25 protein-coding genes are annotated in these 24,270 nt (G+C 62.6%); 8 read left to right on the top strand and 17 right to left on the bottom strand.

Annotation, left to right across the window (positions count from 1 at the left end; genetic code table 11):
• Positions 1–29: 29 nt before the first annotated feature.
• The 11 genes from RG540_RS18160 to sdhC all read right to left on the bottom strand — a co-directional run bounded on the left by RG540_RS18160 (position 30) and on the right by sdhC (position 12,747).
• Positions 30–3,026, bottom strand: a complete 2,997-nt coding sequence (locus RG540_RS18160) for a 2-oxoglutarate dehydrogenase E1 component (protein WP_038590807.1) — start codon at positions 3,024–3,026, stop codon at positions 30–32.
• A 238-nt stretch (positions 3,027–3,264) separates the two neighbouring features.
• On the bottom strand, positions 3,265–4,170 hold the full coding sequence (sucD, locus tag RG540_RS18165) for a succinate--CoA ligase subunit alpha (protein ID WP_038590810.1): 906 nt from the start codon (positions 4,168–4,170) through the stop codon (positions 3,265–3,267).
• A gap of 19 nt (positions 4,171–4,189) precedes the next feature.
• On the bottom strand, positions 4,190–5,383 hold the full coding sequence (gene sucC / locus RG540_RS18170) for an ADP-forming succinate--CoA ligase subunit beta (RefSeq protein WP_038546514.1): 1,194 nt from the start codon (positions 5,381–5,383) through the stop codon (positions 4,190–4,192).
• A gap of 36 nt (positions 5,384–5,419) precedes the next feature.
• Positions 5,420–6,382, bottom strand: a complete 963-nt coding sequence (mdh, locus tag RG540_RS18175) for a malate dehydrogenase (RefSeq protein ID WP_038590813.1) — start codon at positions 6,380–6,382, stop codon at positions 5,420–5,422.
• A 182-nt stretch (positions 6,383–6,564) separates the two neighbouring features.
• Positions 6,565–7,722, bottom strand: coding sequence for a cell division protein ZapE (gene zapE / locus RG540_RS18180; RefSeq protein ID WP_038590816.1), 1,158 nt, complete (start codon positions 7,720–7,722; stop codon positions 6,565–6,567).
• Between the two features lie 30 nt (positions 7,723–7,752).
• Positions 7,753–8,295, bottom strand: a complete 543-nt coding sequence (locus RG540_RS18185) for a protease inhibitor Inh/omp19 family protein (RefSeq protein ID WP_038590818.1) — start codon at positions 8,293–8,295, stop codon at positions 7,753–7,755.
• A 187-nt stretch (positions 8,296–8,482) separates the two neighbouring features.
• The gene (locus tag RG540_RS18190) at positions 8,483–9,262 is read right to left on the bottom strand and encodes a succinate dehydrogenase iron-sulfur subunit (RefSeq protein WP_037081594.1); all 780 of its coding nucleotides are present in this window, start codon (positions 9,260–9,262) and stop codon (positions 8,483–8,485) included.
• Positions 9,255–10,097: a hypothetical protein gene (locus RG540_RS18195; protein ID WP_038590821.1), complete on the bottom strand. Its 843-nt coding sequence runs from the start codon at positions 10,095–10,097 to the stop codon at positions 9,255–9,257. The genes RG540_RS18190 and RG540_RS18195 overlap by 8 nt, the downstream gene beginning before the upstream one ends.
• A 2-nt stretch (positions 10,098–10,099) precedes the next feature.
• Entirely contained in the window at positions 10,100–11,956 is a 1,857-nt protein-coding gene (gene sdhA / locus RG540_RS18200; RefSeq protein WP_038590823.1) for a succinate dehydrogenase flavoprotein subunit, read from the bottom strand.
• Positions 11,957–11,962: 6 nt separating this feature from the next.
• Positions 11,963–12,343 (bottom strand): succinate dehydrogenase, hydrophobic membrane anchor protein, encoded by a 381-nt coding sequence (gene sdhD / locus RG540_RS18205; RefSeq protein ID WP_038590826.1) that lies wholly within the window; start codon positions 12,341–12,343, stop codon positions 11,963–11,965.
• 11 nt (positions 12,344–12,354) lie between these two features.
• On the bottom strand, positions 12,355–12,747 hold the full coding sequence (gene sdhC, locus RG540_RS18210) for a succinate dehydrogenase, cytochrome b556 subunit (RefSeq protein WP_038590827.1): 393 nt from the start codon (positions 12,745–12,747) through the stop codon (positions 12,355–12,357).
• 285 nt (positions 12,748–13,032) lie between these two features.
• On the opposite strand from sdhC, the gene RG540_RS18215 reads away from it, so the two are divergent.
• Complete coding sequence (locus RG540_RS18215; protein WP_038590829.1) at positions 13,033–13,458, top strand: hypothetical protein; 426 nt, start codon at positions 13,033–13,035, stop codon at positions 13,456–13,458.
• Between the two features lie 11 nt (positions 13,459–13,469).
• On the opposite strand, the gene RG540_RS18220 is transcribed toward RG540_RS18215, so the two are convergent.
• From RG540_RS18220 to tsaD, 5 genes are read right to left on the bottom strand one after another with little or no spacing between them, the layout of a single operon-like run.
• Positions 13,470–14,114 carry a class I SAM-dependent methyltransferase gene (locus tag RG540_RS18220; RefSeq protein WP_038590830.1) on the bottom strand — a complete coding sequence of 215 codons (645 nt, stop codon included), beginning with the start codon at positions 14,112–14,114 and terminating at the stop codon, positions 13,470–13,472.
• A gap of 8 nt (positions 14,115–14,122) precedes the next feature.
• The gene (locus RG540_RS18225; RefSeq protein WP_038590832.1) at positions 14,123–14,563 is read right to left on the bottom strand and encodes an EVE domain-containing protein; all 441 of its coding nucleotides are present in this window, start codon (positions 14,561–14,563) and stop codon (positions 14,123–14,125) included.
• An 8-nt stretch (positions 14,564–14,571) separates the two neighbouring features.
• Complete coding sequence (locus RG540_RS18230; protein WP_038590833.1) at positions 14,572–14,862, bottom strand: YciI-like protein; 291 nt, start codon at positions 14,860–14,862, stop codon at positions 14,572–14,574.
• A 37-nt stretch (positions 14,863–14,899) separates the two neighbouring features.
• Positions 14,900–15,886 carry an NAD(P)H-dependent glycerol-3-phosphate dehydrogenase gene (locus RG540_RS18235; RefSeq protein ID WP_038590835.1) on the bottom strand — a complete coding sequence of 329 codons (987 nt, stop codon included), beginning with the start codon at positions 15,884–15,886 and terminating at the stop codon, positions 14,900–14,902.
• On the bottom strand, positions 15,883–16,980 hold the full coding sequence (tsaD, locus tag RG540_RS18240; protein WP_038590836.1) for a tRNA (adenosine(37)-N6)-threonylcarbamoyltransferase complex transferase subunit TsaD: 1,098 nt from the start codon (positions 16,978–16,980) through the stop codon (positions 15,883–15,885). The genes RG540_RS18235 and tsaD overlap by 4 nt, the downstream gene beginning before the upstream one ends.
• 71 nt (positions 16,981–17,051) lie before the next feature.
• Here tsaD and hemC point away from each other — a divergent pair, with 71 nt between their 5' ends.
• From hemC to RG540_RS18265, 5 genes are all read left to right on the top strand, one after another.
• Complete coding sequence (hemC, locus tag RG540_RS18245) at positions 17,052–17,981, top strand: hydroxymethylbilane synthase (protein WP_038594188.1); 930 nt, start codon at positions 17,052–17,054, stop codon at positions 17,979–17,981.
• A gap of 4 nt (positions 17,982–17,985) precedes the next feature.
• Positions 17,986–18,696 carry a uroporphyrinogen-III synthase gene (locus tag RG540_RS18250; RefSeq protein ID WP_038590838.1) on the top strand — a complete coding sequence of 237 codons (711 nt, stop codon included), beginning with the start codon at positions 17,986–17,988 and terminating at the stop codon, positions 18,694–18,696.
• A gap of 90 nt (positions 18,697–18,786) precedes the next feature.
• Positions 18,787–20,034, top strand: a complete 1,248-nt coding sequence (locus RG540_RS18255; RefSeq protein ID WP_038594191.1) for a COG4223 family protein — start codon at positions 18,787–18,789, stop codon at positions 20,032–20,034.
• Positions 20,035–20,049: 15 nt separating this feature from the next.
• Entirely contained in the window at positions 20,050–21,684 is a 1,635-nt protein-coding gene (locus RG540_RS18260) for a heme biosynthesis protein HemY (RefSeq protein ID WP_038590840.1), read from the top strand.
• A 22-nt stretch (positions 21,685–21,706) separates the two neighbouring features.
• Complete coding sequence (locus tag RG540_RS18265; protein ID WP_038546549.1) at positions 21,707–22,186, top strand: tellurite resistance TerB family protein; 480 nt, start codon at positions 21,707–21,709, stop codon at positions 22,184–22,186.
• Between the two features lie 77 nt (positions 22,187–22,263).
• On the opposite strand, the gene RG540_RS18270 is transcribed toward RG540_RS18265, so the two are convergent.
• Positions 22,264–23,523: an MFS transporter gene (locus RG540_RS18270; RefSeq protein WP_038590842.1), complete on the bottom strand. Its 1,260-nt coding sequence runs from the start codon at positions 23,521–23,523 to the stop codon at positions 22,264–22,266.
• Positions 23,524–23,664: 141 nt separating this feature from the next.
• Between RG540_RS18270 and RG540_RS18275 the strand changes: the two genes are divergently transcribed.
• Both RG540_RS18275 and RG540_RS18280 read left to right on the top strand, forming a co-directional pair.
• Positions 23,665–23,955 (top strand): YggT family protein, encoded by a 291-nt coding sequence (locus tag RG540_RS18275; RefSeq protein ID WP_038546555.1) that lies wholly within the window; start codon positions 23,665–23,667, stop codon positions 23,953–23,955.
• Positions 23,952–24,266: a DUF167 domain-containing protein gene (locus tag RG540_RS18280; RefSeq protein WP_038546558.1), complete on the top strand. Its 315-nt coding sequence runs from the start codon at positions 23,952–23,954 to the stop codon at positions 24,264–24,266. The genes RG540_RS18275 and RG540_RS18280 overlap by 4 nt, the downstream gene beginning before the upstream one ends.
• The last annotated feature ends 4 nt before the right edge of the window (positions 24,267–24,270 follow it).

A 24,270-nucleotide genomic window follows, 5' to 3' on the forward strand; every position in this document is an offset into this window, starting at 1 on the left:
TCTGTGAAAAGTGAAGGAGCGGCTGGGAATCAGCCGCCGAGCGCGTCTTCGAGGAAGGCTTCGAGCTGTGCGAGATGCTTCGACATCTGGCCCGTTGCAGGCGAGGCCGCTGCCGGCCGGCCCGTATACCGGACACGCTGATACTTGGCATCGATATGCGCCAGAACCCATTCCAGATACGGATCGATGAACGACCATGCACCCATGTTCTTCGGCTCTTCCTGGCACCAGACCATTTCCGCATTGCGGAAGCGGGAAAGCTCGTTGATCAGGGCTTTGGCCGGGAACGGATAGAGCTGTTCGATGCGCAGCAGGTAGATGTCGTCGATGCCGCGCTTTTCGCGCTCTTCGAGCAGGTCGTAATAGACCTTGCCGGTGCAGAGCACGACGCGACGGATCTTGGCATCCTTCTGCAGCTTGATCGGACCATCCTTGATGACCTCCGCATCGTCCCAGAGCAGGCGATGAAAGGCGGATTCGCCGGCCATTTCGGCAAGCGTCGAGGTGGCCCGCTTGTGACGCAGCAGCGACTTCGGCGTCATCAGGATCAGCGGCTTGCGGAAGTCGCGCTTCGTCTGGCGGCGCAGGATGTGGAAGTAGTTAGCCGGCGTCGTGACGTTGGCGACCTGCATGTTGTCTTCGGCGCACATCTGCAGCCAACGCTCCAGGCGTGCCGAGGAGTGTTCCGGACCCTGGCCTTCATAACCGTGCGGCAGAAGGCAGACGAGACCGGACATGCGCAGCCACTTGCGTTCGCCCGACGAGATGAACTGGTCGAACACGACCTGCGCACCGTTGGCGAAGTCGCCGAACTGGGCTTCCCAGAGGGTGAGCGCATTCGGACGAGCAAGCGAATAACCGTATTCGAAGCCGAGAACCGCCTCTTCCGAAAGCATCGAGTTGATGACTTCGTAACGGGCCTGGGTCGGCGACAGGTTGGCGAGCGGGATGTAACGCTCTTCGGTGTCCTGATCGTAGAGAACCGAGTGACGCTGCGAGAACGTGCCGCGTTCGCAATCCTGACCGGACAAGCGGATCTTGGTGCCTTCGACGGCAAGCGAGCCGAATGCCAGGGCTTCCGCCATAGCCCAGTCGATACCTTCGCCGGTCTCGACCATCTGCGAACGGTTTTCCATGAACCGCTTGATAGTGCGGTGCGCGTTGAAACCTTCCGGAATGGTCGCCAGCTTGCGGCCGATCTCGCGCAGTTCCTTCATCGGCATCGCAGTCTTGCCGCGGCGCTGTTCGTCGGCATTGTCAGCCGAGCGCAGGCCCGACCACTGACCATCCAGCCAGTCGGCCTTGTTCGGCTTGTAGCTCTGGCCGGCCTCGAACTCGGTTTCAAGATTGGCGCGCCAATCGGCCTTCATCTTCTCGAATTCGCCGTCGGTGACGAGACCTTCGGCGATCAGGCGGTCGGCATAGATCTGCGCGACCGTCTTGTGGGCGCGTATGACCTTGTACATCTTCGGCTGCGTGAACGCCGGCTCGTCGCCTTCGTTATGGCCGAAGCGGCGGTAGCAGAACATGTCGATGACCACCGGCTTGTGGAACTTCATCCGGTATTCGGTGGCGACCTTGGCGGCATAGACGACCGCTTCTGGATCGTCGCCGTTGACGTGGAAAATCGGCGCCTCGATCATCTTGGCGACGTCGGACGGATAGGGCGACGAACGCGAGAAGGCCGGGTTGGTGGTGAAGCCGATCTGGTTGTTGACGATGACGTGCATCGTGCCGGCGACGCGGTGGCCGCGCAGGCCCGAAAGGCCGAGGATTTCGGCCACGACACCCTGGCCCGCAAACGCGGCATCGCCGTGCAGCAGCAGCGGCAGGACCTTGGAGCGCTCCTTCAGCGGAATGATATCGCCGTCCCAGGCCTTGGCGAGCATGTCCTGCTTGGCGCGGGCCTTGCCCATGACCACCGGGTTGACGATTTCCAGATGCGACGGGTTGGCCGTCAGCGACATATGCACCTTGTTGCCGTCGAACTCGCGGTCCGACGAAGCGCCGAGATGGTACTTGACGTCGCCAGAACCTTCGACTTCGTCCGGCTTGAACGAACCGCCCTTGAACTCGTGGAACACCGCGCGATGCGGCTTGAGCATGACGTTGGTGAGCACGTTCAGGCGGCCGCGATGCGGCATGCCGAGAACGACTTCTTCAAGGCCTTCCTGGCCGCCGCGCTTGATGATCTGTTCGAGCGCCGGGATCAGCGATTCACCGCCGTCGAGACCGAAGCGCTTGGTGCCCTTGAACCGGACGTCGAGGAACTGTTCGTAACCTTCAGCCTCGACCAGCTTGGAAAGGATCGCCTTCTTGCCTTCCGGCGTGAACTCGACGCCCTTGCCCGGGCCTTCGATGCGTTCCTGGATCCAGGACTTTTCTTCCGGATTGGAAATGTGCATGAACTCGACACCGAGCGTCGAGCAATAGGTCCGCTCCAGAATCTCGATCATCTGGCGCAGCGTCGCGTATTCGAGGCCAAGCACGTTGTCGATGAAGATCTTGCGGTCGTAGTCTGCTTCGGTGAAGCCGTAAGCGGACGGCGACAGTTCGTTATAGTCCTCGACCGCGCTGGCAATGCCGAGCGGATCGAGCTTGGCATGCAGGTGGCCGCGCATGCGGTACGCACGGATCATCATGATGGCGCGGACAGAGTCGCGCGTCGCCTGCAGCACATCCGTTTCGTTGACCGGCTTGCCGGTCGCGACGGCAGCAGCTTCGGCCTTCGCCTTGACCTTGGTTTCGATTGCCTTCTCGACGATCGGCCAGTTGCCGTCGAGCGCCGAGACCAGTTCACCGTTAGCCGTGATCGGCCAGTTCTTGCGCTGCCATGAGGCTCCCTTGGCGGCCGCCTTCACATCGTCCGGATTGTCGGCGAGTGCCTTGAAGAAGGCCTGCCATTCCGGCGCGACGGATGTCGGGTCGTCCTCGTACCGGGCATGAAGCTGCTCGATATAGGCCGCGTTCTGTCCGTCGAGGAAAGAGGTGATGAGGAACTGCTCGTTGGCTTCTTGCCGTGCCATGGTTATCTGCGGGCGCCGCGCCCGCCTCCTGACGTAATCGGAGCCGGAAAATATCTCCGGTCTCCGCATTTTCTTGGTCTTCGTCTTGTACCGAACCGCCTTTGGCGGCCACGCGTCCCTGAAGTTGTGAGACGCAAAACATGGACAGGCGAAACAATGTGGCGCTTCGCCTGTCCGAAGCTTGTCGGATCAATCGCCACCTATCTATCTGGGGGTGGCGAGTGTCCTTTATGTGGCGTCAGCCCTTCAGGACTTCAACCAAGGTTTTGCCGAGACGGGCCGGGGACGGCGACACTTTGATGCCTGCGGATTCCATGGCCGCGATCTTCGATTCCGCGTCACCCTTGCCGCCGGAAACCACTGCACCGGCATGGCCCATGGTGCGGCCCTTCGGTGCGGTACGGCCTGCGATGAAGCCGGCCATCGGCTTGCTACGGCCCTTCTTGGCTTCGTCCTTCAGGAACTGCGCCGCGTCTTCTTCCGCCGAGCCGCCGATTTCGCCGATCATGATGATCGAGGTGGTGGCTTCGTCAGCGAGGAACATTTCCAAGATGTCGATGAACTCGGTGCCCTTGACCGGGTCGCCGCCGATGCCGACAGCCGTCGTCTGACCGAGGCCTTCGTTGGACGTCTGGAACACGGCCTCATAGGTGAGCGTGCCCGAGCGGGAAACGATGCCGACCGAGCCCTTGCGGAAGATCGAGCCCGGCATGATGCCGATCTTGCATTCTTCCGGGGTCAGGATGCCCGGGCAGTTGGGGCCGAGCAGTCGCGACTTGGAGCGGTCGAGGCGAGCCTTGACGCGGACCATGTCCATGACCGGGATGCCTTCGGTGATGCAGGTGATGAAGGGAACTTCGGCTTCGATCGCTTCGATGATCGCGTCCGCGGCGCCTGCCGGCGGAACGTAGATCACGGTCGCATCGGCGCCCGTGCGTTCCTTGGCTTCGGCAACCGAGGTGAAGATCGGCAGCGCCGTACCGTCGACGCCGGACGACCACGATTCGCCGCCCTTCTTCGGATGAACGCCACCCACCATCTTGGTGCCGTAATAGGCGAGCGCCTGCTCCGTATGAAAGGTGCCGGTCTTGCCGGTCAGGCCCTGGACGATGACCTTGGTGTCTTTATTGACGAGAATAGACATTGGTTCCGGTCCTTCCAGGTTAGGCTTCGATCGCCGCGACGATCTTCTTCGCCGCGTCGTCAAGGTCGTCAGCCGCCGTGATAGCGAGACCAGATTCATTTAGGATTTTCTTGCCGAGCTCGACATTGGTACCTTCGAGGCGCACCACGAGCGGAACCTTCAAGCCGACTTCCTGCACCGCCGCGACAACGCCTTCAGCGATGACGTCGCAGCGCATGATGCCGCCGAAGATGTTGACGAGGATGCCCTCGACCTTCGGGTCCGCGGTGATGATCTTGAAGGCCGCAGCCACCTTCTCCTTGCCGGCACCACCGCCGACGTCGCAGAAGTTAGCCGGCTCCTTGCCGTAGAGCTTGATGATGTCCATCGTCGCCATGGCGAGACCGGCGCCGTTGACCATGCAGCCGATATTGCCGTCGAGAGCCACGTAAGCGAGGTCCCACTTGGAGGCTTCGATTTCCTTGGCATCTTCTTCGGTCTCGTCACGCAGCGCCTTGACGTCGTCGTGACGGAAGAGCGCATTGCCGTCGAACGACATCTTCGCGTCGAGAACGCGCAGGTGACCATTCTTCATGACGATCAGCGGATTGATCTCAAGAAGGGCCATGTCCTTCTCGTTGAAGGCCTTGTAGAGCAGCGGGAAGAGCGACTTGGCATCTTCCGCGGCAGCGCCGTCGAGTTCCAGGGCCTTGGAGATTGCAGCGATATCGGCAGCCGTCACGCCGGCTTCCGGATCGATGGCGATCGTGTGGATCTTCTCAGGCGTGTCGTGGGCGACGGCTTCGATGTCCATGCCGCCTTCGGTCGAAACGACGAATGCGACGCGGCCGACCGAGCGATCGACCAGCAGCGAGCAGTAGAGCTCACGAGCGATGTCGGCGCCGTCTTCGATATAGAGGCGGTTGACCTGCTTGCCGGCTTCGCCGGTCTGCGCGGTCACCAGCGTGTTGCCGAGCATTTCCTTGGCATGCGCCTTGGCTTCTTCGATCGAGAAGGCCAGGCGAACGCCGCCCTTGGCGTCGGGGCCGAGTTCCTTGAACTTGCCCTTGCCGCGACCGCCGGCATGGATCTGGCTTTTGACGACATAAAGCGGACCCGGCAGCGACTTCGCAGCAGCTTCGGCCTCATCAGCCTTCAGGATCGCGACGCCTTCCGCAACCGGTGCGCCATAGCCCTTCAGCAGAGCCTTGGCCTGATATTCATGAATGTTCATGGGTTTATCCCTGTTTCGATGACTTCAGCGCGTCAATTACTTGAGAGCCGGGGCGATGTTGATGCAGGCTTCGCAGAGGCTGGCGACGGCGCCGACAGACTTCTGGAAGGCGGCTTCTTCGTCCTTGTTGAACTCGACCTCGATGATGCGCTCGATGCCGCCGGCGCCGATGATCGTCGGAACGCCGACATACATGTCCTTCACGCCATACTGGCCGGAGAGATAGGCGGCAGCCGGCAGAACGCGCTTCTTGTCCTTGAGGAAGGATTCGGCCATTTCGATCGCCGAAGCGGCAGGCGCGTAATAGGCAGAACCGGTCTTCAGCAGGCCGACGATTTCGGCGCCGCCGTCACGGGTGCGCTGGATGATTTCTTCGAGGCGTTCCTTGGTGACCCAGCCCATCTTGACGAGGTCGGTGAGCGGAACGCCGCCGACGGTGGAGTAACGGGCGAGCGGCACCATCGTGTCGCCATGGCCGCCGAGAACGAAGGCGGTGACGTCCTGGACGGAAACGTTGAATTCTTCGGAGAGGAAGAGACGGAAGCGAGCCGAGTCGAGCACGCCGGCCATGCCGACAACCATGTTCTTCGGCAGGCCGGAGAACTTCTGGAGAGCCCAGACCATCGCATCGAGCGGGTTGGTGATGCAGATCACGAAGGCGTTCGGGGCATACTTCTTGATGCCGGCGCCGACCTGCTCCATGACCTTGAGGTTGATGCCGAGCAGGTCGTCGCGGCTCATGCCCGGCTTGCGGGCGACACCGGCAGTGACGATGCAGACGTCGGCGCCTTCAATGGCCGCGTAATCGCTGGCGCCGGAAAGCTTCGCATTGAAGCCCTCGACCGGGCCGGACTGGGCGATATCGAGGCCCTTGCCCTGCGGAATGCCGTCGGCGATGTCGAAGAGGACGATGTCGCCCAGTTCCTTCAGGCTGGCGAGATGCGCCAGCGTGCCACCAATCATGCCAGAACCAATAAGTGCGATCTTCTTGCGCGCCATCGAAAAGCTTCCTTTCGAGATCCGAATCCTTGGCAGACTACGGCTCGCCTACCAATGTGCCAGACCGCATAGCCCCATCCGCTCAAAATGGCAATCGATTATTTTCTACTCAACTTTTTCAATCGGTTAGATGTTAAAAATCTTACGTAAACGTAAGATTTTCTGTCACCAAACCGTTAAAATCAGCGGCGCTTTTCTTGGTGCAATGCGAGATAGTCGGGGCTGCGCATCTCGAAAAGACGCGAGATGGTGCGGTCGAACTCGAAGCCTTCTGTGCCTTTTCGCTCCAGGAGGATATCTTCCGGCGCGGTCGCCGCGGAAATATAGAGACGGACCGTGTGGTCGTAGAGCGTATCGACGAGGTTGATCAGCCGCTTGGTTTCGTTGCGCTTCTCCGGCCCGAGCTGCGGAACGTGCTCGACGAAGATCGCGTCGAAGCGATCGGCGAGCGCCAGATAGTCCGTCGCGCCCAGCGGCTTGCCGCAGATGTCCTTGAAATCGAACCGTGCTGCCCGCCCGGCGGCCGACGGCACATGGATGCTGCGCCCTTTCATCGGCACCTCGGCAGGCGCCGCCTTCTCGCCCTCGGTCACCTGGTGCCAGGCGGATTCCATCGCCGCGTCGGCGCGCGCGTCGAGCGGCGTTATGTAGACCGGCAGGCTTGCGAGCTTCTGCATGCGGTAGTCGTTGGGTGAATCGAGGGTGACCACGTCCACATACTGGTTGAGCAGCGCGATGAACGGCAGGAAGAGGCCGCGGTTCAGCCCGTCCCGGTAAAGATCGTCCGGCGCCACGTTGGAGGTCGCGACAAGAACGCAGCCGAGCCCGAACAGCTCCGTGAACAGCCGTGCCAGGATCATCGCATCGGTGATATCAGTGACCGAGAACTCGTCGAAGCAGAGGAGCTCCGCCTCCGCAAACAGTGCCGCGGCGACCGGCGGCACGGGGTCCGCCTGCTTGGTCTCGCCGCGCTTCAGCTTCTGGCGATGGTCGTGGATCCGGTTGTGCACATCCGCCATGAATTCGTGGAAATGCGCCCGGCGTTTCTTGGTCGTCGGCGCCTTCTTGAAGAACATGTCCATCAGCATGGTCTTGCCGCGCCCGACGCTGCCATGCACGTAGAGCCCGCGTATTTCGCGCGGCCGGCCGTCGCCCTTGGCGAAAAGCCAGCCGAGCGAGCTTTTCTTCTTCGCCGGCCTCGTCTCGCGAAGGCAGGTCAGCAGATGGTCGAGTTTGGCGGCAACCGAAAGCTGGGCCCGATCGGCGGTTAGCACGCCGGATGCGGTGAGGGCTCTCAGCTCCTCACCGACACTCGTCGTGTATTCGGGGATGGGTTCCAACCGGACGCCCTCGAAATTGCGGGGGGCCGCTTAACGGCTGAGGCTGACTTGCTGACCGGAATTCATCGTGCCGTCAAAGCGGTTCTCGGCGCTCTTGTAGACGCGCCCGATCACGTCACCGGCCCGGTTCTTGAACTGGACCATCTTGCCCGACACGTCCCAGGAGCCCATCGCGGTCAGTTCGCCGGCGCAGCCGCGGGTACCGCCGCGCGAACCGCCACCGAGATTGGTGAGTGTCAGGAACATGTCGCAGGAAGAGCCGCCATTGGACACACGCCAGTTGCCAACCATGCCTTCCTTCTTGACATCGAGCGCACTCGCAGGCGGTGCGGCCGGATTGGCCGACGCCATGGCAGGATTTGCGCCGGGTGCGTTGGGAAACTGGGAAGAACCAGCAGTGCCAGGGGGCGGCGGCAGCTGGCCACCTTGAACGGACGGCACCGGCTGCGCCTGAAGCGGAGCAGGCTGAGAGGGTTGGGCGGGCAGATCGCTATAGGGGCTATACGAAGTGCGCTGGCAACCCGCCAGTGCCAAGGCAAGAACAAGTCCCGTCGCCATATATCTGAACTGCATCACTAAACTCCTGCTTTCAGCCGGTACCCGCCACCGATGCCACTGAATTGAGACCGAATTATCGTAAACCACCTTGGTTAATCAAGTCGTACTGGAACAATTCGGCATGTCCGCTCAAGAGAAATGCTGCAATGCGCTCAGACCCCGCCAACACGGGCCGGACGGGGCACCGACTGTCGGGGATGCCTTAGACGCGGCGCTCGACCATCATCTTCTTGATCTCGGCGATTGCCTTGGCCGGGTTCAGACCCTTGGGGCAGGTCTGGGCGCAGTTCATGATCGTATGGCAGCGATAGAGCCGGAACGGATCCTCGAGATTGTCGAGCCGTTCGCCCTTGGCTTCGTCACGACTATCGATCAGCCAGCGATAGGCCTGCAAAAGGGTGGCCGGGCCGAGGTAACGGTCGCCGTTCCACCAGTAGCTCGGACAGGAGGTCGAGCAGCAGGCGCAGAGGATGCACTCGTAGAGGCCGTCGAGCTTCTGGCGGTCTTCGTGGCTCTGCTTCCATTCCTTGGCCGGCGGCGGCGAAACCGTCTTCAGCCAGGGCTCGATCGAGCGGTGCTGGGCGTAGAAGTTGGTGAGGTCAGGAACCAGATCCTTGACGACAGGCATGTGCGGCAGCGGATAGACTTTCACGGTGCCTTTCACGTCGTCCATGCCCTTGGTGCAGGCGAGCGTGTTGGTGCCGTCGATGTTCATGGCGCAGGAGCCGCAGATGCCCTCGCGACAGGAGCGGCGCAGCGTCAGCGTCGGATCGATATTGTTCTTGATGTAGAGCAGACCGTCGAGCACCATCGGGCCGCAATCGTCGACATCGATGTAATAGGTGTCGATGCGCGGGTTCTGCCCGTCATCCGGGCTCCAGCGGTAGATGCGGAATTCCCGGACGTTCTTGGCTCCTGCCGGCTTCGGCCAGGTCTTGCCTTCGGTCATCTGAGAGTTCTTGGGGAGAGCGAGTTCAACCATGTTCAATCCTGTCGATCGGTATTGAAGCCACAACAATGCGCGGATCAATCTGCGCAATCTGAACGCGGATCCGGTTTACCGGTTCGCTTTCAGGCACAATTAGCAACATTTCATCACTCGAAGTGATCAGTCTGTACATCAACAACTGCCCGATAGCCGTAGCAATGGACTGCTGATTGACATTAGGCTTTACCTCAACGACCGTCTTGCGGCGATCTCTTTGAGCAAAAAAGTCCGGACGGCATCCTTTTGCTACCAGAAGTTCAAAGCCATGCTCCAGAAGATACCGTTCTGCAGCTTTCGCCACCGGATGATGCTTTGGGATGACTTCGCAGCCTGTTCGGCTATGTTCTACCAATGGACCGTAGTCGCCGGTCGCAAGCTTTCCGCTCGCATCCTCCAAAACTGCTTCATCTTCATAAAAGCGGATTATTTCGTCCGCAATACGATCATCAAGCGAACAAACGACGTAATAGTTGGATCCTGCAATAGGCCGCACGTTGAAGTTTTGCCTCTGTCCAATCGACAATGACTTCGTATCGCGCAAAAGATAGACTTGTCCATCGACAGTTAGTCCAAACTTCGCACGACGCCGCGGCCCGAAACCGAATTCAAGAAGATAGTTAGTATGCGTGGCTGGCTCGAGCCGAATTTGAAACTCCTCACCAATCTCGTGCTCAAAAAAAACGAGCTTATAGTCATCGCTCAAATGAACCTGGACATGATAGCGGCCGGTCTCCACGTGTTCGACCTTGCTGCCGGTTTGAGACGCAACCTTCCGGGCAATGTCTCTGACATAGCTTGCGATAGCACCAATGTCCTCGACGATTTGCATGATCAGTACACGCGTGCCTTCGGCTCGATCTTGTAAGGATCGATGCCTTCGGCGATGAGCTCGGTATGGACCGGGCGGTAGTCGAGCTTGACGTCGCCGTTGTCGCTGACCCAGGCGAGTGTGTGCTTGCGCCAGTTCTCGTCATCGCGGCCGCCGAACGGGCCGGATGTGTAGTCCTCGCGTGCGTGGGAGCCGCGGCTTTCCTTGCGGGCTTCCGCGCCGACCACCGTGGTGATCGCGTTCGCCATCAGGTTTTCGAGTTCGAGGGTCTCGACCAGGTCGGAGTTCCAGATCATCGAACGGTCGGTGACCTTGATGTCCTTCAGCTCGCCCCAGATTGCCGACATCCGCTTGCAGCCCGATTCCAGCGATTCCTGGGTACGGAACACGGCGGCATCGTCCTGCATGGTGCGCTGCATCTTGTCGCGCAGCACCGCGGTCGGTGTGCCGCCATTGGCGTTCCGCAGGCGGTCGAAGCGGTCCATGATCTTGTCGCAGGCGGCGATGTTGAGCGCCGGGATCGGCTCGGCCTTGTTGATCACCTCTCCGGCACGGATCGCGGCGGCGCGGCCGAAGACCACGAGGTCGATCAGCGAGTTGGAGCCAAGGCGGTTGGCCCCGTGCACCGACGCGCAGCCCGCCTCGCCGACGGCCATCAGGCCCGGCAGCAGCCGTTCCGGATTGGCGCTGTCGGCATTGAGCACTTCACCATAAAAGTTGGTCGGGATGCCGCCCATGTTGTAATGCACGGTCGGCAGAACCGGGATTGGCTCCCGCGTCACGTCGACGCCGGCAAAAATCTTGGCGCTCTCGGAAATGCCCGGCAGGCGTTCATGAAGAACGGCGGGATCGAGATGGTCGAGATGCAGGAAGATGTGGTCCTTGTTCTTGCCGACGCCGCGGCCTTCGCGGATTTCCAGCGTCATGCAGCGCGAAACCACGTCGCGCGAGGCAAGGTCCTTGGCCGAAGGCGCATAACGCTCCATGAAGCGTTCGCCCTCGGAATTCACGAGGTAACCGCCTTCGCCGCGCGCGCCTTCGGTGATCAGACAGCCGGAGCCGTAGATGCCGGTCGGGTGGAACTGCACGAATTCCATGTCCTGCAGAGGCAGGCCGGCGCGGGCCACCATGCCGCCGCCGTCGCCGGTGCAGGTATGGGCGGACGTTGCCGAGAAATAGGCGCGGCCGTAACCGCCGGTCGCCAACACCACCATCTTGGCGGCGAAGCGGTGGATCGTGCCGTCGTCGAGGTTCCAGGCGACGACGCCGGTGCAGCGGCCGTCATCCGACATGATCAGGTCGAGCGCGAAATATTCGATGAAGAATTCCGCATTGTTCTTCAGCGATTGGCCGTAGAGCGTGTGCAGGATGGCGTGGCCGGTACGGTCGGCTGCCGCGCAGGTGCGCTGCACCGGCGGGCCGGCGCCGAAATTCTGCATGTGGCCGCCGAACGGGCGCTGGTAGATCTTGCCTTCCTCGTTACGGGAGAAAGGCACGCCGTAATGCTCGAGTTCGTAGACGGCCTTCGGCGCTTCCATGACCATGTACTGCATGGCATCGACATCGCCGAGCCAGTCGGAACCCTTGACGGTATCGTAAAGGTGCCACTGCCACGAGTCCGGCGTCATGTTCTGCAGCGAGGCTGCGATGCCGCCCTGCGCCGCGACGGTGTGCGAACGGGTCGGGAAGACCTTGGTGATGCAGGCGGTCTTGAAACCCTGTTCGGCCATGCCGAGCGTGGCGCGCAGGCCCGCGCCGCCGGCGCCGACGACGATCACGTCATAGGAATGGTCGACATAGGTATAAGCCTTGCCGTTCTGGGCGGCCCCGTTCGGGGCAATAGGTGTGACTGATGCCATGACGGGTTATCCTGCGAATGCGATTTTCAGAACGGCGAACAGACAGAGCCCGGCGATCAAAATCGAGAAGAAGGTGTTGAGCATGATCAGCGCGACCTTGCTAAATTCGCCGTGGACATAGTCCTCGATGATCACCTGCATGCCGAGCTTCATGTGAATGACGCCGGAGATGACGATGAGGCCCATGATGACGGCGACGAACGGGTTCGACAGCGCGGCGATCACTTCCGGATAGGGCTTTCCGGCATAGATGATCATGAAGATGACGAAGAAGGTCATCAGCGGCACGTTGGCGACGGCCGTCAGGCGCTGTCGCCAGAAATGATCGGTGCCGTCCTTGGCGGAGCCCAGTCCGCGGACCTTACCGAGCGGGGTACGCATATCCATGGATGAGAACCTTACCGAACGAGGAAGCCGATCACCCAGACCAGCACGGTCAGACAGAGCGATGCGATGATATTGGCGATGGCGAGCTTGGTGGAGAATTCCTTCTCGAAACCGTGGCCGAGGTCCCACATGAAGTGGCGGAAACCGCCGAGCATGTGGTGGATCAGCGCCCAGGTATAGCCGAGCAGCACGAGCTTGCCGAGAAGGCTGCCGAGCGCCCAGTTGGCCCAGTCGTAATAGGCCGGGCCGCTGGCGGCGGCGATCAGCCACCACGCCACCAGAATGGTGCCGACATAGAGCGCTCCGCCGGTGATGCGGTGCACAATCGACATGATCATGGTGGGGATTGGCTTGTAGATTTGAAGATGCGGCGACAAGGGCCGGTTATTTGTCACATTCGCCATCAGAACCTCGCGGCGTCGTATGCGGTATCAAGGGCGGGCGCCCAACAATGCACGGTGCCGAAGAAATGTGCATTGCATCATTGGCGTGGTTTAATCGCACGGATGTCTGACGACAAGAACAATTCAAACCGATTTTCAATTTAATCGATTGTGTCTTTCTCGTGGCTTACGCGGGTCAACCCGGCGGCCACATTAACTACGATTTGGAAAGATTTCGTTGCCGCCGGGACGTGGTGAGCCGTTTTATGGTAACGTTTCGTTAATCATGTTCTCCGGAGTTTCGCCATGATCGCGAATCGCATCAAGCCTGTCCTGGTCGCAGCGGCGCTTTTCGCGTCGCTCGCATCCGCCGCCAATGCCCGCGACGGCTGGCGCGGCGCCGACAGCAGCGTCTACCGCCTTGGCGGCAATCACTGGGTCGAACAGGGTGATGGCGCGTCAAACGTGGAAAGCTTCCGCGTCTTCTACACCGGCACGGCATCCTTCGTCCGCAGGCTCGGCATCTTCAGTGGACCGCTGCAGGCTCCCCCGATCCCCGACTTCGGCATCCATTTTGCGCGCTATTTTTCGGAAGACTACTGGCAGGGAGAAGACGGTCGCGTGGTGCTCGCCCCCAAGGCCAAGATCATCGACGTCGGCGCAGGCCTGCGTGGCTTTGGAAACGCCTGCTCCTACGAAGCCGGCGTCTGCGTCATCCGCGGCGGGAATTAGCCTGCTCGAAGCTAACCAAACCGCCAGACGGTCGTCATCTTCACCTCGCTGTCTTCCAGCGCCCGGGTGACCGGCACCTGATAGACCGCCAGCGATTCGAGCATGTCCTTCGGAAGATAGCTGCGGCCCGGATCGCCGATCAGGACCAGCTTCCCCTCACCCGCAAGCCGCGTGAACCACGGGATCAGGGCCGACGCAAAATCCCGGTCGTAGAAGACGTCGCCGGCCAGGATGACATCCGCCCCGACCGCCTTGCCGATCTGGTCTTCGGCCGTGGAGCGGATCGCGACGTCGTTGGCCGCAGCATTCAGCGCTATGGCGCTCGCAGCCCAGGGATCGATATCCGCGGCCAGTACGTCGGCGGCGCCGGCGAGCCGCGCGGCAATCGCCACCAGGCCGGAGCCGCTGGCGAAATCGAGCACCATTTTGCCCGCGACCGTTTCCGGATGATCGAGGATGTAGCGTGCAAGCCCCTGCCCACCCGCCCAGGCAAAAGCCCAGAATGGCGGGGGCAGGCCGATCTTCTCAAGATCCTCTTCCGTCTTTTTCCAGAGGTCATGCGCCTCGCTCGCTAGATGCAGCCGGATTTCCCGCACATGCGGCGGGCTCATGAGCTCGGTATTGGCGAGGATGAAGGTCCGGGGATCGGTCTTCAAGGCGGGGTTCAGGCCGGCGATTTCGGCGGATTGTCGAGACCACCGAGCCTGCAGATTTCAAAATATTCCTCGTCGGTCACCGGCTGAACCGAAAGCCGCATCGATGTCACCAGCGACATCTTCTCGAACTTCGGATTGGCCTTGATGTCCTTCAGAGTCACCGGCGTCGGCACGTCGGTCACGGCGCGGATATCGACGCAATCCCACTTCGGATCGCCCTTGGCGCTGGAATCGGGATGGGAGAGCGCGCAGACCTCGACGATGCCGACGATCTCCAACCCGTCATTCGAGTGGTAGAAAAAACCCTTGTCGCCGATCTTCATGGCCCGCATGTTGTTGCGCGCCAGGTAATTGCGCACGCCGGTCCATTCGGTGCCTTTTTCCCCTGCCGCCTTCTGCTGTTCCCAGGACCAGGCCGACGGTTCGGATTTGTAAAGCCAGTACGCCATCTGTCGCCTCACTCCGGCTTGTTGAAGACCCAGTTCCAGGCCTTCACTTCGACCTTCTCGAACAGGCCCGCCAGGTAATAGGGATCGGCTTCGGCGATCAGGCGGGCGGCGGCCATGTCGGCGGCTTCGACGACCACGAGGCTGCCGTTCGGCTTGCCGTCATCATCCAGGAACGGACCTGCGAACTTCAGCGTGCCCTCGGCATTGAGCTTGTTCAGGTGTTCCAGATGGGTAGGGCGGGTTTCCATCCGGACGTTCAGATGGCCGGGCTTGTCGGTGCACAGAAACGCAAACAGCATCAGTCTCTCCTTGCATGATCCTATTGGGGAAACGGTCTTATTCGGTGGTGATCGGCCGGGTCATCAACTGTTCCATGGCCGTCATGATATCGAGCTTGCCGTCGATGATTTCGGCCACCGCGTTGGTGACCGGCAGCTCGACGGAGAATTTTTCGCCAAGACGCGCCGCGACGGATGCCGCAAAGGCCCCTTCGACCAGCGGTCCGCCGGCCTGAGTACCCTCGCCTCTGCCGAGCGCGATGCCGAAACGCAGGTTGCGCGATTGATGGCTGGTGCCGGTCAGCACCAGGTCGCCGAGGCCCGACAGGCCCCGCACCGTATCCGCATTGCCGCCCATCGCCTCGACCAGCCGCGACATTTCCGCAAGACCGCGCGAGATCAGCGCGGCGCGCGCCGATTCGCCGAGGCCGGCGCCTTCGATGATGCCGCAGGCAATCGCCAGCACGTTCTTCAGCGCTCCGCCGAGCTGCACACCGATCCGGTCGGTGGAGGCATATAGGCGGAAGGTACGGCTCGAGAGCGCGTTGGCGAGCCGCTCCGCCAATGCCTCATCCCCCGCCGCAATCGCCATCGCCGTCGGCAGGCCGCGGGCGATATCGGCCGCAAAACCCGGCCCCGAAAGCACCGCGACCGGATGATGCGGCAATTCCGCCTCCAGCAGGTCGGTCAGCAACCGGCCGGAAGACTTGTCGATGCCCTTGGCGCAGGTGACGACCACCGCGCCGTCGGCAAGATAGGGACCGTAATGCCGCGCCGCATCCGCCTGCGCCTGCGAAGGCATGGCGAACAGAACAAGGCTCGCCTCGCCGATCGCATCCGGCTCGGCGGAAAACTCCAGCGCATCCGGCAGGGGCACGCCGGGAAGGGCTGCATCGTGCACCCGGTCATCGCGCAGATCGCTCATCAGCGAGGGATCGCGGCCGATCAGGGTGACCGGATGTCGGCCTTCCAGCGAAATCACCGCGGCAAGTGCCGTCCCGAAAGCACCGGCCCCGATAACGACGATCCGTTCCCGAGTGCTCATGCCTTGGCTCCTCGCTTGCCGGACCCCAGCAGGGTCTTGGCGTCCTTGTCGAGCGGCCAGCGCGAGCGCGGCGCCACATCCATTCCGTCGGTCGGCAGATCTTCCGCCATCCGCTCGAGCCCCGCCCAGGCGATCATCGCCGCGTTGTCGGTGCAGAGTCTCGGCGGCGGCGCGATGAAGCGGAAGCCGTTCTCGATGCAGAGCGCCTGCAGCGTCCGGCGGATTTCCTGGTTGGCGGCAACCCCGCCAGCGACGACCAGCGCCCGGTCGACGTCGAGATGCGCGAACTCCTGTTTGAAGCGGGCGAGCCCGCGGCCGATGCGGTCGCGCAGCGTCCGGGAAACCGCCTTCTGGAACGAGGCGCAGATATCGGCAATATCCTGCTCGCTGAGCGGCGCGATCTCGGTCGCCGCCTGGCGCACCGCCGTCTTGAGGCCCGAGAAGGAAAAGTCGAGCCGCGCTTCGCCGACCAGCGGCCGCGGCAGCGAGAACCGGTCCGGATTGCCTTTCAGCGCCGCCTTCTCGACCGCCGGCCCGCCGGGATAGGGAAGCCCCAGCAGTTTTGCCGTCTTGTCGAAGGCTTCGCCGAGCGCATCGTCGATCGTCGTGCCCCAGCGCTCATATTCGCCGACGCCGCGCACCAGCACCAGCTGCGTATGGCCGCCGGACACGAGCAGCATCAGGTAGGGAAAGGAAAGCCCGTCGGTCAGCCGCGCCGTCAGCGCATGACCTTCGAGATGGTTGATCGCCATCAGCGGCTTGCCGGCCGCCCGCGCGATCGCCTTGGCGGTCATCAGCCCGACGATCAGCCCGCCGATCAGGCCCGGTCCGGATGTCGCGGCGACCGCATCGATCTCGTCGAGCGACACATTGGCGCGCGCCAGTGCTTCCTCGATCAGCCCGTCCAGCGCCTCGACATGGGCACGCGCGGCGATCTCCGGCACGACGCCGCCATAGGCGCTGTGTTCGTCGAGCTGCGAGAACACCACGTCGGAGAGGATTTCGCCGCGGCCGTCCTCATGGCGCACGACGACGGAAGCCGCCGTCTCGTCGCAGCTAGTTTCAATGCCGAGGATGCGAAGAAAGGTCGCCATACGCCTATCGATAATTGCGATGCCGGATAAACCGGTCTACGAAAGCCTCCGGTAACAATGGAATGACGCGGATGCAAACAAAACCTTTCCGGATCGGCACGCGCGGCAGCCCGCTGGCACTCGCCCAGGCCTCCGAAACCCGGGCCCGGCTGATGACGGCGCATGGCCTGCCGGAGGACATGTTCGAGATCGTCGTGCTGTCGACCACCGGCGACCGGATCACCGACCGGGCGCTGAGCGAGCTCGGCGGCAAGGGCCTGTTCACCCAGGAACTGGAGGAAGGGCTGATCTCCGGCGATCTCGATTTCGCCGTCCATTCCTCGAAAGACATGCCGACCAAGCTGCCCGAGGGGCTGCGTCTCGCCGCCTACCTGCCCCGCGAGGATTTTCGCGATGCGTTTATCGGCCGCACCGCCCATACGCTTGCCGCCCTTCCCGATGGCGCCACTGTCGGCTCCTCGTCGCTGCGCCGCCAGGCGCTGATCCGCCGCATCCGTCCGGACATCGAGGTCATCACCTTCCGTGGCCTCGTCGAAACGCGGCTGCGCAAGCTGAGCGAAGGCCAGGTGGATGCGACGCTGCTCGCTTATGCCGGCCTCAAGCGCCTTGCCAAGCAGGATGTCGTCACCGAACTGCTCGACCCGCAGGATTTCCCCCCGGCGCCGGCGCAGGGCGCGATCTGCGTCGAAAGCCGTGTCAGTGATGCCCGCATCGACGCGCTTCTCGACCCGATCAACGACCGCCCGACCTATGACGCGGTCTCCTGCGAACGCGCCTTCCTGGCAGCCCTCGACGGTTCCTGTCGCACCCCGATCGGCGGTTACGCCATCTGCGAGGGCGACCATCTGAAATTCTCAGGGCTGATCCTGACGCCGGATGGCCGCAGGGAACATTCGATCGAGACCGAAGGCAAACGGGTGAGCGCGGAAAAGCTCGGCCGGCAGGCGGGAGAAGCGGTCCGCGCGGCGGCCGGCACCGATTTCTTCGAAGGCTGGTCGTAAAGCCATGCGGGTCGTCGTCACCCGCCCCGAAAGCTCGGCCCGCCGGACCGACGAACGGCTGCAGAACCTCGGCCATCAGCCGGTCCTGCTGCCGCTGACCAAGTCGATCCATCATCCGGACGCTGCCGCGACAGCGCTCGCCGGCCGGCATTCTGCGCTCGCCGTCACCAGCGCCGAAGCCGTTCGCGTGCTGTCCTCGCTGGGCGATCGCCTCGCCCCTTTTCTCGGCCAAACCCTCTACGCCGTCGGAGAAACAACGGCAAAGGCGGCCGAAGATACCGGTTTCCGGGACATTCGCCGTGGCCCCGGCACAGGCGCCGAACTTGCTGAACTCATCGCAAGCGATGCATCGGATTTCGACGCCCCCCTGCTCTATCTCGCCGGCAAGCCGCGCTCGCCGCAATTCGAAGACGGCCTCAACGCCGAGGGCGTCCCGTTTGTGGCGACCGAAGTCTACGGAATGATGCCCATAGCCTACGATGAGGTTTTCATCCGCGCCACCCTGCTCGATCCACCCGTGGATGCCGTGCTCCTTTACTCGCGGGAAAATGCCCGGCTGTTCTGTGATTTCGCTGCGCCGCACCTGAAGGAACTTGCATCCGTGCAGTTCCTCTGCCTCAGCGACAATGTCGCCGAAAACATTCCGCGGGAATTTCACAGAAATATCAAGATCGCCAGCCACCCTGACGAGGATGGGGTATTGGCACTCCTTTAGTTGATGTGTTGCGCCAAAATCCCGCCCGCCCCTTTCTTTCCGATGACCCACCCACTAGTTTCCTGTGAGCGCATGCAAAAAGAGGTCGAGATGGTACCGGAACAACCACCCCGCCGATCCAAGACAGATAAGGAGCCGGTCACGATCGACCTCACGGCCGAGCAATCGGATGTGGTCGCCGAACCTGTCCGCAGCAACGACACCGATGATGCGGTGAGCGCGACCGAGCCTGCCGAAGACGTTTCCGCAAGCGCCGAAGAACCGGCCAAGGCCGAGCCCACGGAAGAACCGGCGTCCAGTCCCTCGGCCGCGGACGAGCCGCGTTATGACGACCCCTGGTCTGCCGCCCGGAGCGAACCGCAGCCCGCGACCGTGGCGCCCGAACCGGAGCCAACTCCTGCCCCGTCGCAGCGTCCGAGCCCTGCCACGTCGACGCTGATCGCAGCCGGTATTTTCGGCGGCATCGTCGCGCTGCTGCTGGCTGGCAGCATGCAATATGCCGGTTACCTGCCCGGCGCCACGCCAACTCCGGCCGCGTCCAACACGGCCGGTCTCTCTTCGGAGATCGCCGCACTGCGCCAGGAAATAGCAGCACTCAAAAATCGTCCCGCCACCGCAGCAGCGCCGGATGCCGCGCTCGCCAATCGCGTCGCAGCCCTTGAAACTGCGCCCAAGGCATCGAGCGGCGCCGGCGACCAGGCGCTTGCCGCGCTGAAGGCTGATCTCGACCGGCTTCGCGCCACCGTCCAGTCGGCGGCGAGTGCCGATTCCGGCCTCGCCCAGCGCTTGGACCAGGCCGAGGCCAAGCTGAACGATCGCGGCCCGGAACAACAGGTCGCCCGCGCCGTCGCAGCCGCCGCCCTCAAGGCCGGTATCGATCGCGGCGGTCCGTTCGAAACCGAACTGCAGACCTTCGTGAGCGTCGCCGGCGACGATCCCGCCGTCGCCGACCTGCAAAAGTTCGCGTCCGCCGGCGTGCCCGCCCGCGCCGAGCTGCAGCGCGACTTCCCCCGCATTGCCGATGCCATGCTGGAAGCGACCGCCCAGCCCGATCCCAACCAGGGTATTGCCGGTCGGCTGCTTGCCTCCGCCATGTCGGTCGTCAAGGTCCGCCGCGTCGGTGACGTCCAGGGCGCGACGCCGGATGCGATCGTCGCCCGCATGGAAGAGGCGCTACGCAACGGCAATCTCCAGGCCTCCGCTCGCGAATGGGACGCGCTGCCGGAACCGGCAAAAGCCGTTTCGCGCGATTTCAAGCAGAAGCTCGATGCCCGCATTCAGGTGGAAAATCTCGTGGGCGGAACGCTGACGCGCGCCGTCGCCGGCACCCAAGGCTGAGGACGGAAGAACCGGATGGTCAGACTTTTCATTTTTCTCGTTGTGGTGCTGGCTCTCGGCTGGGGTTTCTCCTGGCTCGCGGATCGCCCCGGCCTGCTTTCCATCACCTGGCAGGATCACCTGATCGAAACCAGCCTGATGGTGGCCGCGACCGCTGTGGTTGCGCTGGTCGGCTTTGCAATGATCCTCTGGTGGATCGTCGGGGTGATCTGGACATCGCCCTATTCCGTCCGCCGCTATTTTCGCGCCCGCAAGCGGGACCGCGGCTACCAGGCACTGTCGACCGGCCTGATCGCCGCCGGCGCCGGCAATGCGCTGCTCGCCCGCAAGATGAGCCTTGGCACCCGCGGGCTGATCAGTGCAGACCAGGAGCCGCTGATCCATCTCCTCGAAGCCCAGGCCGCCCTGATCGAAGGCAAGCACGACGAAGCGCGCAAAAAGTTCGAGCAGATGGCCGAGGATCCGGAAACCCGCGAACTCGGCCTGCGCGGCCTCTACATGGAAGCCCGCCGGCTCGGCGCCAACGAGGCCGCCCGCCAGTATGCCGAAAAGGCCGTCGAACACGCGCCCTACCTGCCCTGGGCCGCCCAGGCGACCCTCGAATCCCGCAGCCAGGCCGGCCGTTGGGATGATGCAATCCGCCTGCTCGACCAGCAACGCATGGCCAATATCCTCGAAAAGCCGCAGGCCGAACGCTGGAAGGCCGTGCTTCTGACGGCCAAGGCAAACGACCGGCTGGAAGGCGATCCGAAGGGCGCCCGCGACGATGCCATGGCGGCCCTGAAACTCGCCAAGGATCTGGTGCCCGCCGCCGTCATCGCCGCCAAGGCATGGCTGCGTGAGGACAATGTCCGCAAGGCCGCATCCACCCTCGAAGGAGTCTGGAAGCTCGGGCCCCATCCGGAAATCGCCCGCGCCTATGTCCGTGCCCGCAGTGGCGACAGCACCGTCGACCGGCTGAAACGCGCCGAAAAGCTCGAGGCGATGCGGCCCAACAATGTCGAATCGCTGCTGGCCGTCGCCCAGGCGGCGCTCGACGCGCAGGAGTTGAAGAAGGCCCGCGCCAAGGCGGAGGCAGCCGCCCGCATGGAGCCCCGCGAGGCCGTCTACCTGCTGCTCGCCGATATCGAGGAGGCCGAGACCGGCGACCAGGGCCGCGTCCGGCACTGGATGGCGCAGGCGCTGCGAGCACCCCGCGACCCGGCCTGGGTGGCCGACGGGCACGTCTCGGAAAAATGGCTGCCGATTTCCCCGGTCACCGGCCGGCTCGACGCCTTCGAGTGGAAGGCGCCGTTCGACCAGCTCGAAGGCCCGGTCGAGGAAGGTTCGCTTGCAGCCGACACGGCGATCGCCAGCCTGCCGCCCGTCACCGAGGTGCCGGCTTTCACCCGGAACGCCGAGTCTCGCGCCGAGGAAGCGCCGCGGCCGATCCTGGTTCCGGTCAAGCCCGCTCCACCGGAGGCAAAGCCTGTTCCGAAGGAGTTAGCTGTTGCAGCAAAAACACCAGCGCCAGCGAATGTGACGCCGAAGGACGGAAAAACCCCTGAAAAGGGGGAGGAGCCCGTTCCCTTTTTCGGCCGTCCGCCGGATGATCCGGGTGTGAAAGATCCCGAAGCCGGGCAGCCCGCAACGAGGCTCCGGTTGTTCTAGAATGGCGAGGGCCTGGAGATAGATGTTAGATCGCATTCAGGCCTTCCTCCACACTCTGACAGGATCCCACCATACGCAGGAATTCGCGCCCGATGATCCGCGGGTGGCCTTCGTGGCGCTCTGTTTCCAGGTCATGGAGGCGGACGGCAATATTTCCGATCAGGAACAGCAGAAGTTTCGCGATCTGCTGCGCGAACGTTACGACTTGAGCGAGGATCGCCTGAAGACTTTGATCGAGGTCGGCCACCAGGCCGGCAGCGAGGCCGTCGATTATTACCGCTTCACGTCCGATCTCAGAAAGCATCTCGTCAACGAAGAAGACCGCGTCGAGCTGCTCGGCATCCTCTGGGATATCGTTTATGCCGACGGCCAGCGCAGCGAAATCGAAGATCACGTGATTTGGAGGATCGCCGATCTTCTGGGCGTCTCGGCGCGCGACAGGGTTCTCGAGCGCCAGCAGGCCGCCGCCCGTGCAACCTTGGGAGACCAGGGAGAAGACTGACGGTACCCGATGCCGATGCTTCCACCGGCCACGACGACGCTTCAGATATTCGCCATGCTGCGCCGCCGGCCGGCGCTTCAGGCCGGCTGGGCCGATTTCTCTTCCCGCTCCGGTGCCTCGAGGCTGTCGATCCGACGCAGCTTCGGGAAGCTCATGGACCAGATGATCGCAACCGCCAGCGTGCCTATACCGCCGATAACCACGGCCGGCATCGCCCCGAAGATCGAGGCCATCGTACCTGCCCGGAATTCCCCGAGTTCGTTGGACGCGCCGACGAACACCATGTTGACCGCATTGACCCGGCCGCGCACCTCGTCCGGCGTCCAGAGCGCGATCAGCGTCTCGCGCACATAGACAGAGATCATGTCGGACGCGCCCATCAGCATCAGCGCCGAAATCGACAGCCAGGGCGTCGCTGAGAGACCGAAGACCAGCGTGCCCGCTCCGAACAGCCCGACACCGATGAACATTGCCACGCCGGCATGGTGGCGGATCGGGTAGAAGGCGAGGTAGATCGCGACGATGATCGCCCCGACGCCCGGTGCTGCCCGCAGCATGCCGAGCCCCCAGGGCCCGAGTTCCAGAATATCGCGCGCAAAAATCGGCATCAGCGCCACCGCACCGCCGAGCAGCACCGCAAAGAGGTCGAGCGAGATCGCCCCGAGCACGATCTTTTCACCGGAGATGAACTTGAAGCCGGCGAGGATCTGGCCCCAACTCACCTTCTCGACCGCGTTTCGCTGCGGAGGCTTCGGGATCATGAAGACCAGAGCACCCGCCAGGATGAGAAAGGCGAAGGCGACCGAATAAGCGGCGATCGCGCTGACGCCGTAAAGCAGGCCACCCGCCACCGGGCCGAGGATCGCCGCCGTCTGCCACGACGAGGAATTCCAGGCAACCGCATTCGGCAGGTCCTGTTCCGGCACCAAATTCGGCCCGAGCGACTGGACCGCAGGCCCCATGAAGGCGCGCTCGATCCCGAACACGATCAGGATGCCGAAGACCGGCCAGGGCGAAAACGAATGGGTGACGGTGAGTGCCAGCAGGGCGCCGGCGCAGAGCGCTCCGACCACCATGCAGGCCGCCACGATCGCGCGCCGGTTATAGCGGTCGGCGACCGAGCCGGTGACGAGGATCAGGAGCAGCGACGGCAGGAACTGGAAAAGCCCGATCAGGCCGAGATAGAGCGGATTGCTGGTCTCGTCGTACATCTGCCAGCCGACCGCGACGCTGATGATCTGGATCGCGAAAGCCGAAAAGAGCCGGGAAAAGAAGAAGCGAGTATAGGATGAGTGCCGGAAGGCGGCGAAACGATCGCCCGAGGCAGGAATGGACATAAGGCAGCACTTTCAGCGGAGCCGGAAGCCGGCAGCGTGCCTGTCGCCCGTTAAACATGAATCGGATGAGGCGCGGGCGCGGCACTTGCCCGTTAGTTCGCCAATGTCTACATGTCTGTCAACAAAGAAATGGAGACGTTAATGCTCGCCCTGTTTCAGACCATCGATTTGGCCTTGAACCTCTATACCTGGGTGCTGATTGCCAGCGCCATCTTTTCCTGGCTCTTTGCCTTCAACGTCATCAATTCGCGAAACCAGTTCGTCGATGCGGTCGGTCGTTTCCTCTTCAACGTCACCGAACCGGTGCTGCGCCCCATCCGCCGCATCATGCCGGATCTCGGCGGCATCGACATTTCGCCGGTCGTCCTGCTGCTGATCATCTTCTTCATCCGCTCGCTGATGTGGACGTCGATCTATCCGCTGTTTGCGTGAGCGGTCCTTATAGCAGGCATTCCGATCATCTGCGGCTCGCAATCCGGCTCACGCCGAATTCGGGCCGCAATGCTGTCGACGGCATCGAGACCGCAGCCGATGGCGACATTTTCCTGAAGGCACGCGTCACCGCCGTGCCGGAGGACGGCAAGGCCAACAAGGCGCTGATCCTGCTGCTGGCCGACACGTTCCGTCTCCCCAAATCCTCCATCTCGATCCTGTCGGGCGAAACCGCGCGCAAAAAAATCCTCCGGATCGATGGCGACCCGGAGGATTTGGAAGAGAAATTCAAAAAGGTCCTGAAGGCCTGACGAC

The organism is Neorhizobium galegae bv. orientalis str. HAMBI 540, assembly GCF_000731315.1.
In the GTDB taxonomy this organism is placed as follows: Bacteria; Pseudomonadota; Alphaproteobacteria; order Rhizobiales; family Rhizobiaceae; genus Neorhizobium; species Neorhizobium galegae.

What these genes read in the sequence shown, in the direction of transcription:
- RG540_RS18230 (WP_038590833.1), bottom strand. Translation starts at nt 14,862, where the DNA reads ATGCTGTTTGCGTTTCTGTGCACCGACAAGCCCGGCCATCTGAACGTC.
- sdhD (WP_038590826.1), bottom strand. Translation starts at nt 12,343, where the DNA reads ATGGATATGCGTACCCCGCTCGGTAAGGTCCGCGGACTGGGCTCCGCC.
- RG540_RS18185 (WP_038590818.1), bottom strand. Translation starts at nt 8,295, where the DNA reads ATGCAGTTCAGATATATGGCGACGGGACTTGTTCTTGCCTTGGCACTG.
- tsaD (WP_038590836.1), bottom strand. Translation starts at nt 16,980, where the DNA reads ATGGCGACCTTTCTTCGCATCCTCGGCATTGAAACTAGCTGCGACGAG.
- hemC (WP_038594188.1), top strand. Translation starts at nt 17,052, where the DNA reads ATGCAAACAAAACCTTTCCGGATCGGCACGCGCGGCAGCCCGCTGGCA.
- sdhA (WP_038590823.1), bottom strand. Translation starts at nt 11,956, where the DNA reads ATGGCATCAGTCACACCTATTGCCCCGAACGGGGCCGCCCAGAACGGC.
- RG540_RS18215 (WP_038590829.1), top strand. Translation starts at nt 13,033, where the DNA reads ATGATCGCGAATCGCATCAAGCCTGTCCTGGTCGCAGCGGCGCTTTTC.
- sucD (WP_038590810.1), bottom strand. Translation starts at nt 4,170, where the DNA reads ATGTCTATTCTCGTCAATAAAGACACCAAGGTCATCGTCCAGGGCCTG.
- RG540_RS18225 (WP_038590832.1), bottom strand. Translation starts at nt 14,563, where the DNA reads ATGGCGTACTGGCTTTACAAATCCGAACCGTCGGCCTGGTCCTGGGAA.
- RG540_RS18195 (WP_038590821.1), bottom strand. Translation starts at nt 10,097, where the DNA reads ATGCAAATCGTCGAGGACATTGGTGCTATCGCAAGCTATGTCAGAGAC.
- RG540_RS18270 (WP_038590842.1), bottom strand. Translation starts at nt 23,523, where the DNA reads ATGTCCATTCCTGCCTCGGGCGATCGTTTCGCCGCCTTCCGGCACTCA.
- RG540_RS18265 (WP_038546549.1), top strand. Translation starts at nt 21,707, where the DNA reads ATGTTAGATCGCATTCAGGCCTTCCTCCACACTCTGACAGGATCCCAC.
- RG540_RS18255 (WP_038594191.1), top strand. Translation starts at nt 18,787, where the DNA reads ATGGTACCGGAACAACCACCCCGCCGATCCAAGACAGATAAGGAGCCG.
- mdh (WP_038590813.1), bottom strand. Translation starts at nt 6,382, where the DNA reads ATGGCGCGCAAGAAGATCGCACTTATTGGTTCTGGCATGATTGGTGGC.
- RG540_RS18160 (WP_038590807.1), bottom strand. Translation starts at nt 3,026, where the DNA reads ATGGCACGGCAAGAAGCCAACGAGCAGTTCCTCATCACCTCTTTCCTC.
- RG540_RS18260 (WP_038590840.1), top strand. Translation starts at nt 20,050, where the DNA reads ATGGTCAGACTTTTCATTTTTCTCGTTGTGGTGCTGGCTCTCGGCTGG.
- RG540_RS18190 (WP_037081594.1), bottom strand. Translation starts at nt 9,262, where the DNA reads ATGGTTGAACTCGCTCTCCCCAAGAACTCTCAGATGACCGAAGGCAAG.
- RG540_RS18275 (WP_038546555.1), top strand. Translation starts at nt 23,665, where the DNA reads ATGCTCGCCCTGTTTCAGACCATCGATTTGGCCTTGAACCTCTATACC.
- sdhC (WP_038590827.1), bottom strand. Translation starts at nt 12,747, where the DNA reads ATGGCGAATGTGACAAATAACCGGCCCTTGTCGCCGCATCTTCAAATC.
- RG540_RS18250 (WP_038590838.1), top strand. Translation starts at nt 17,986, where the DNA reads ATGCGGGTCGTCGTCACCCGCCCCGAAAGCTCGGCCCGCCGGACCGAC.
- RG540_RS18235 (WP_038590835.1), bottom strand. Translation starts at nt 15,886, where the DNA reads ATGAGCACTCGGGAACGGATCGTCGTTATCGGGGCCGGTGCTTTCGGG.
- sucC (WP_038546514.1), bottom strand. Translation starts at nt 5,383, where the DNA reads ATGAACATTCATGAATATCAGGCCAAGGCTCTGCTGAAGGGCTATGGC.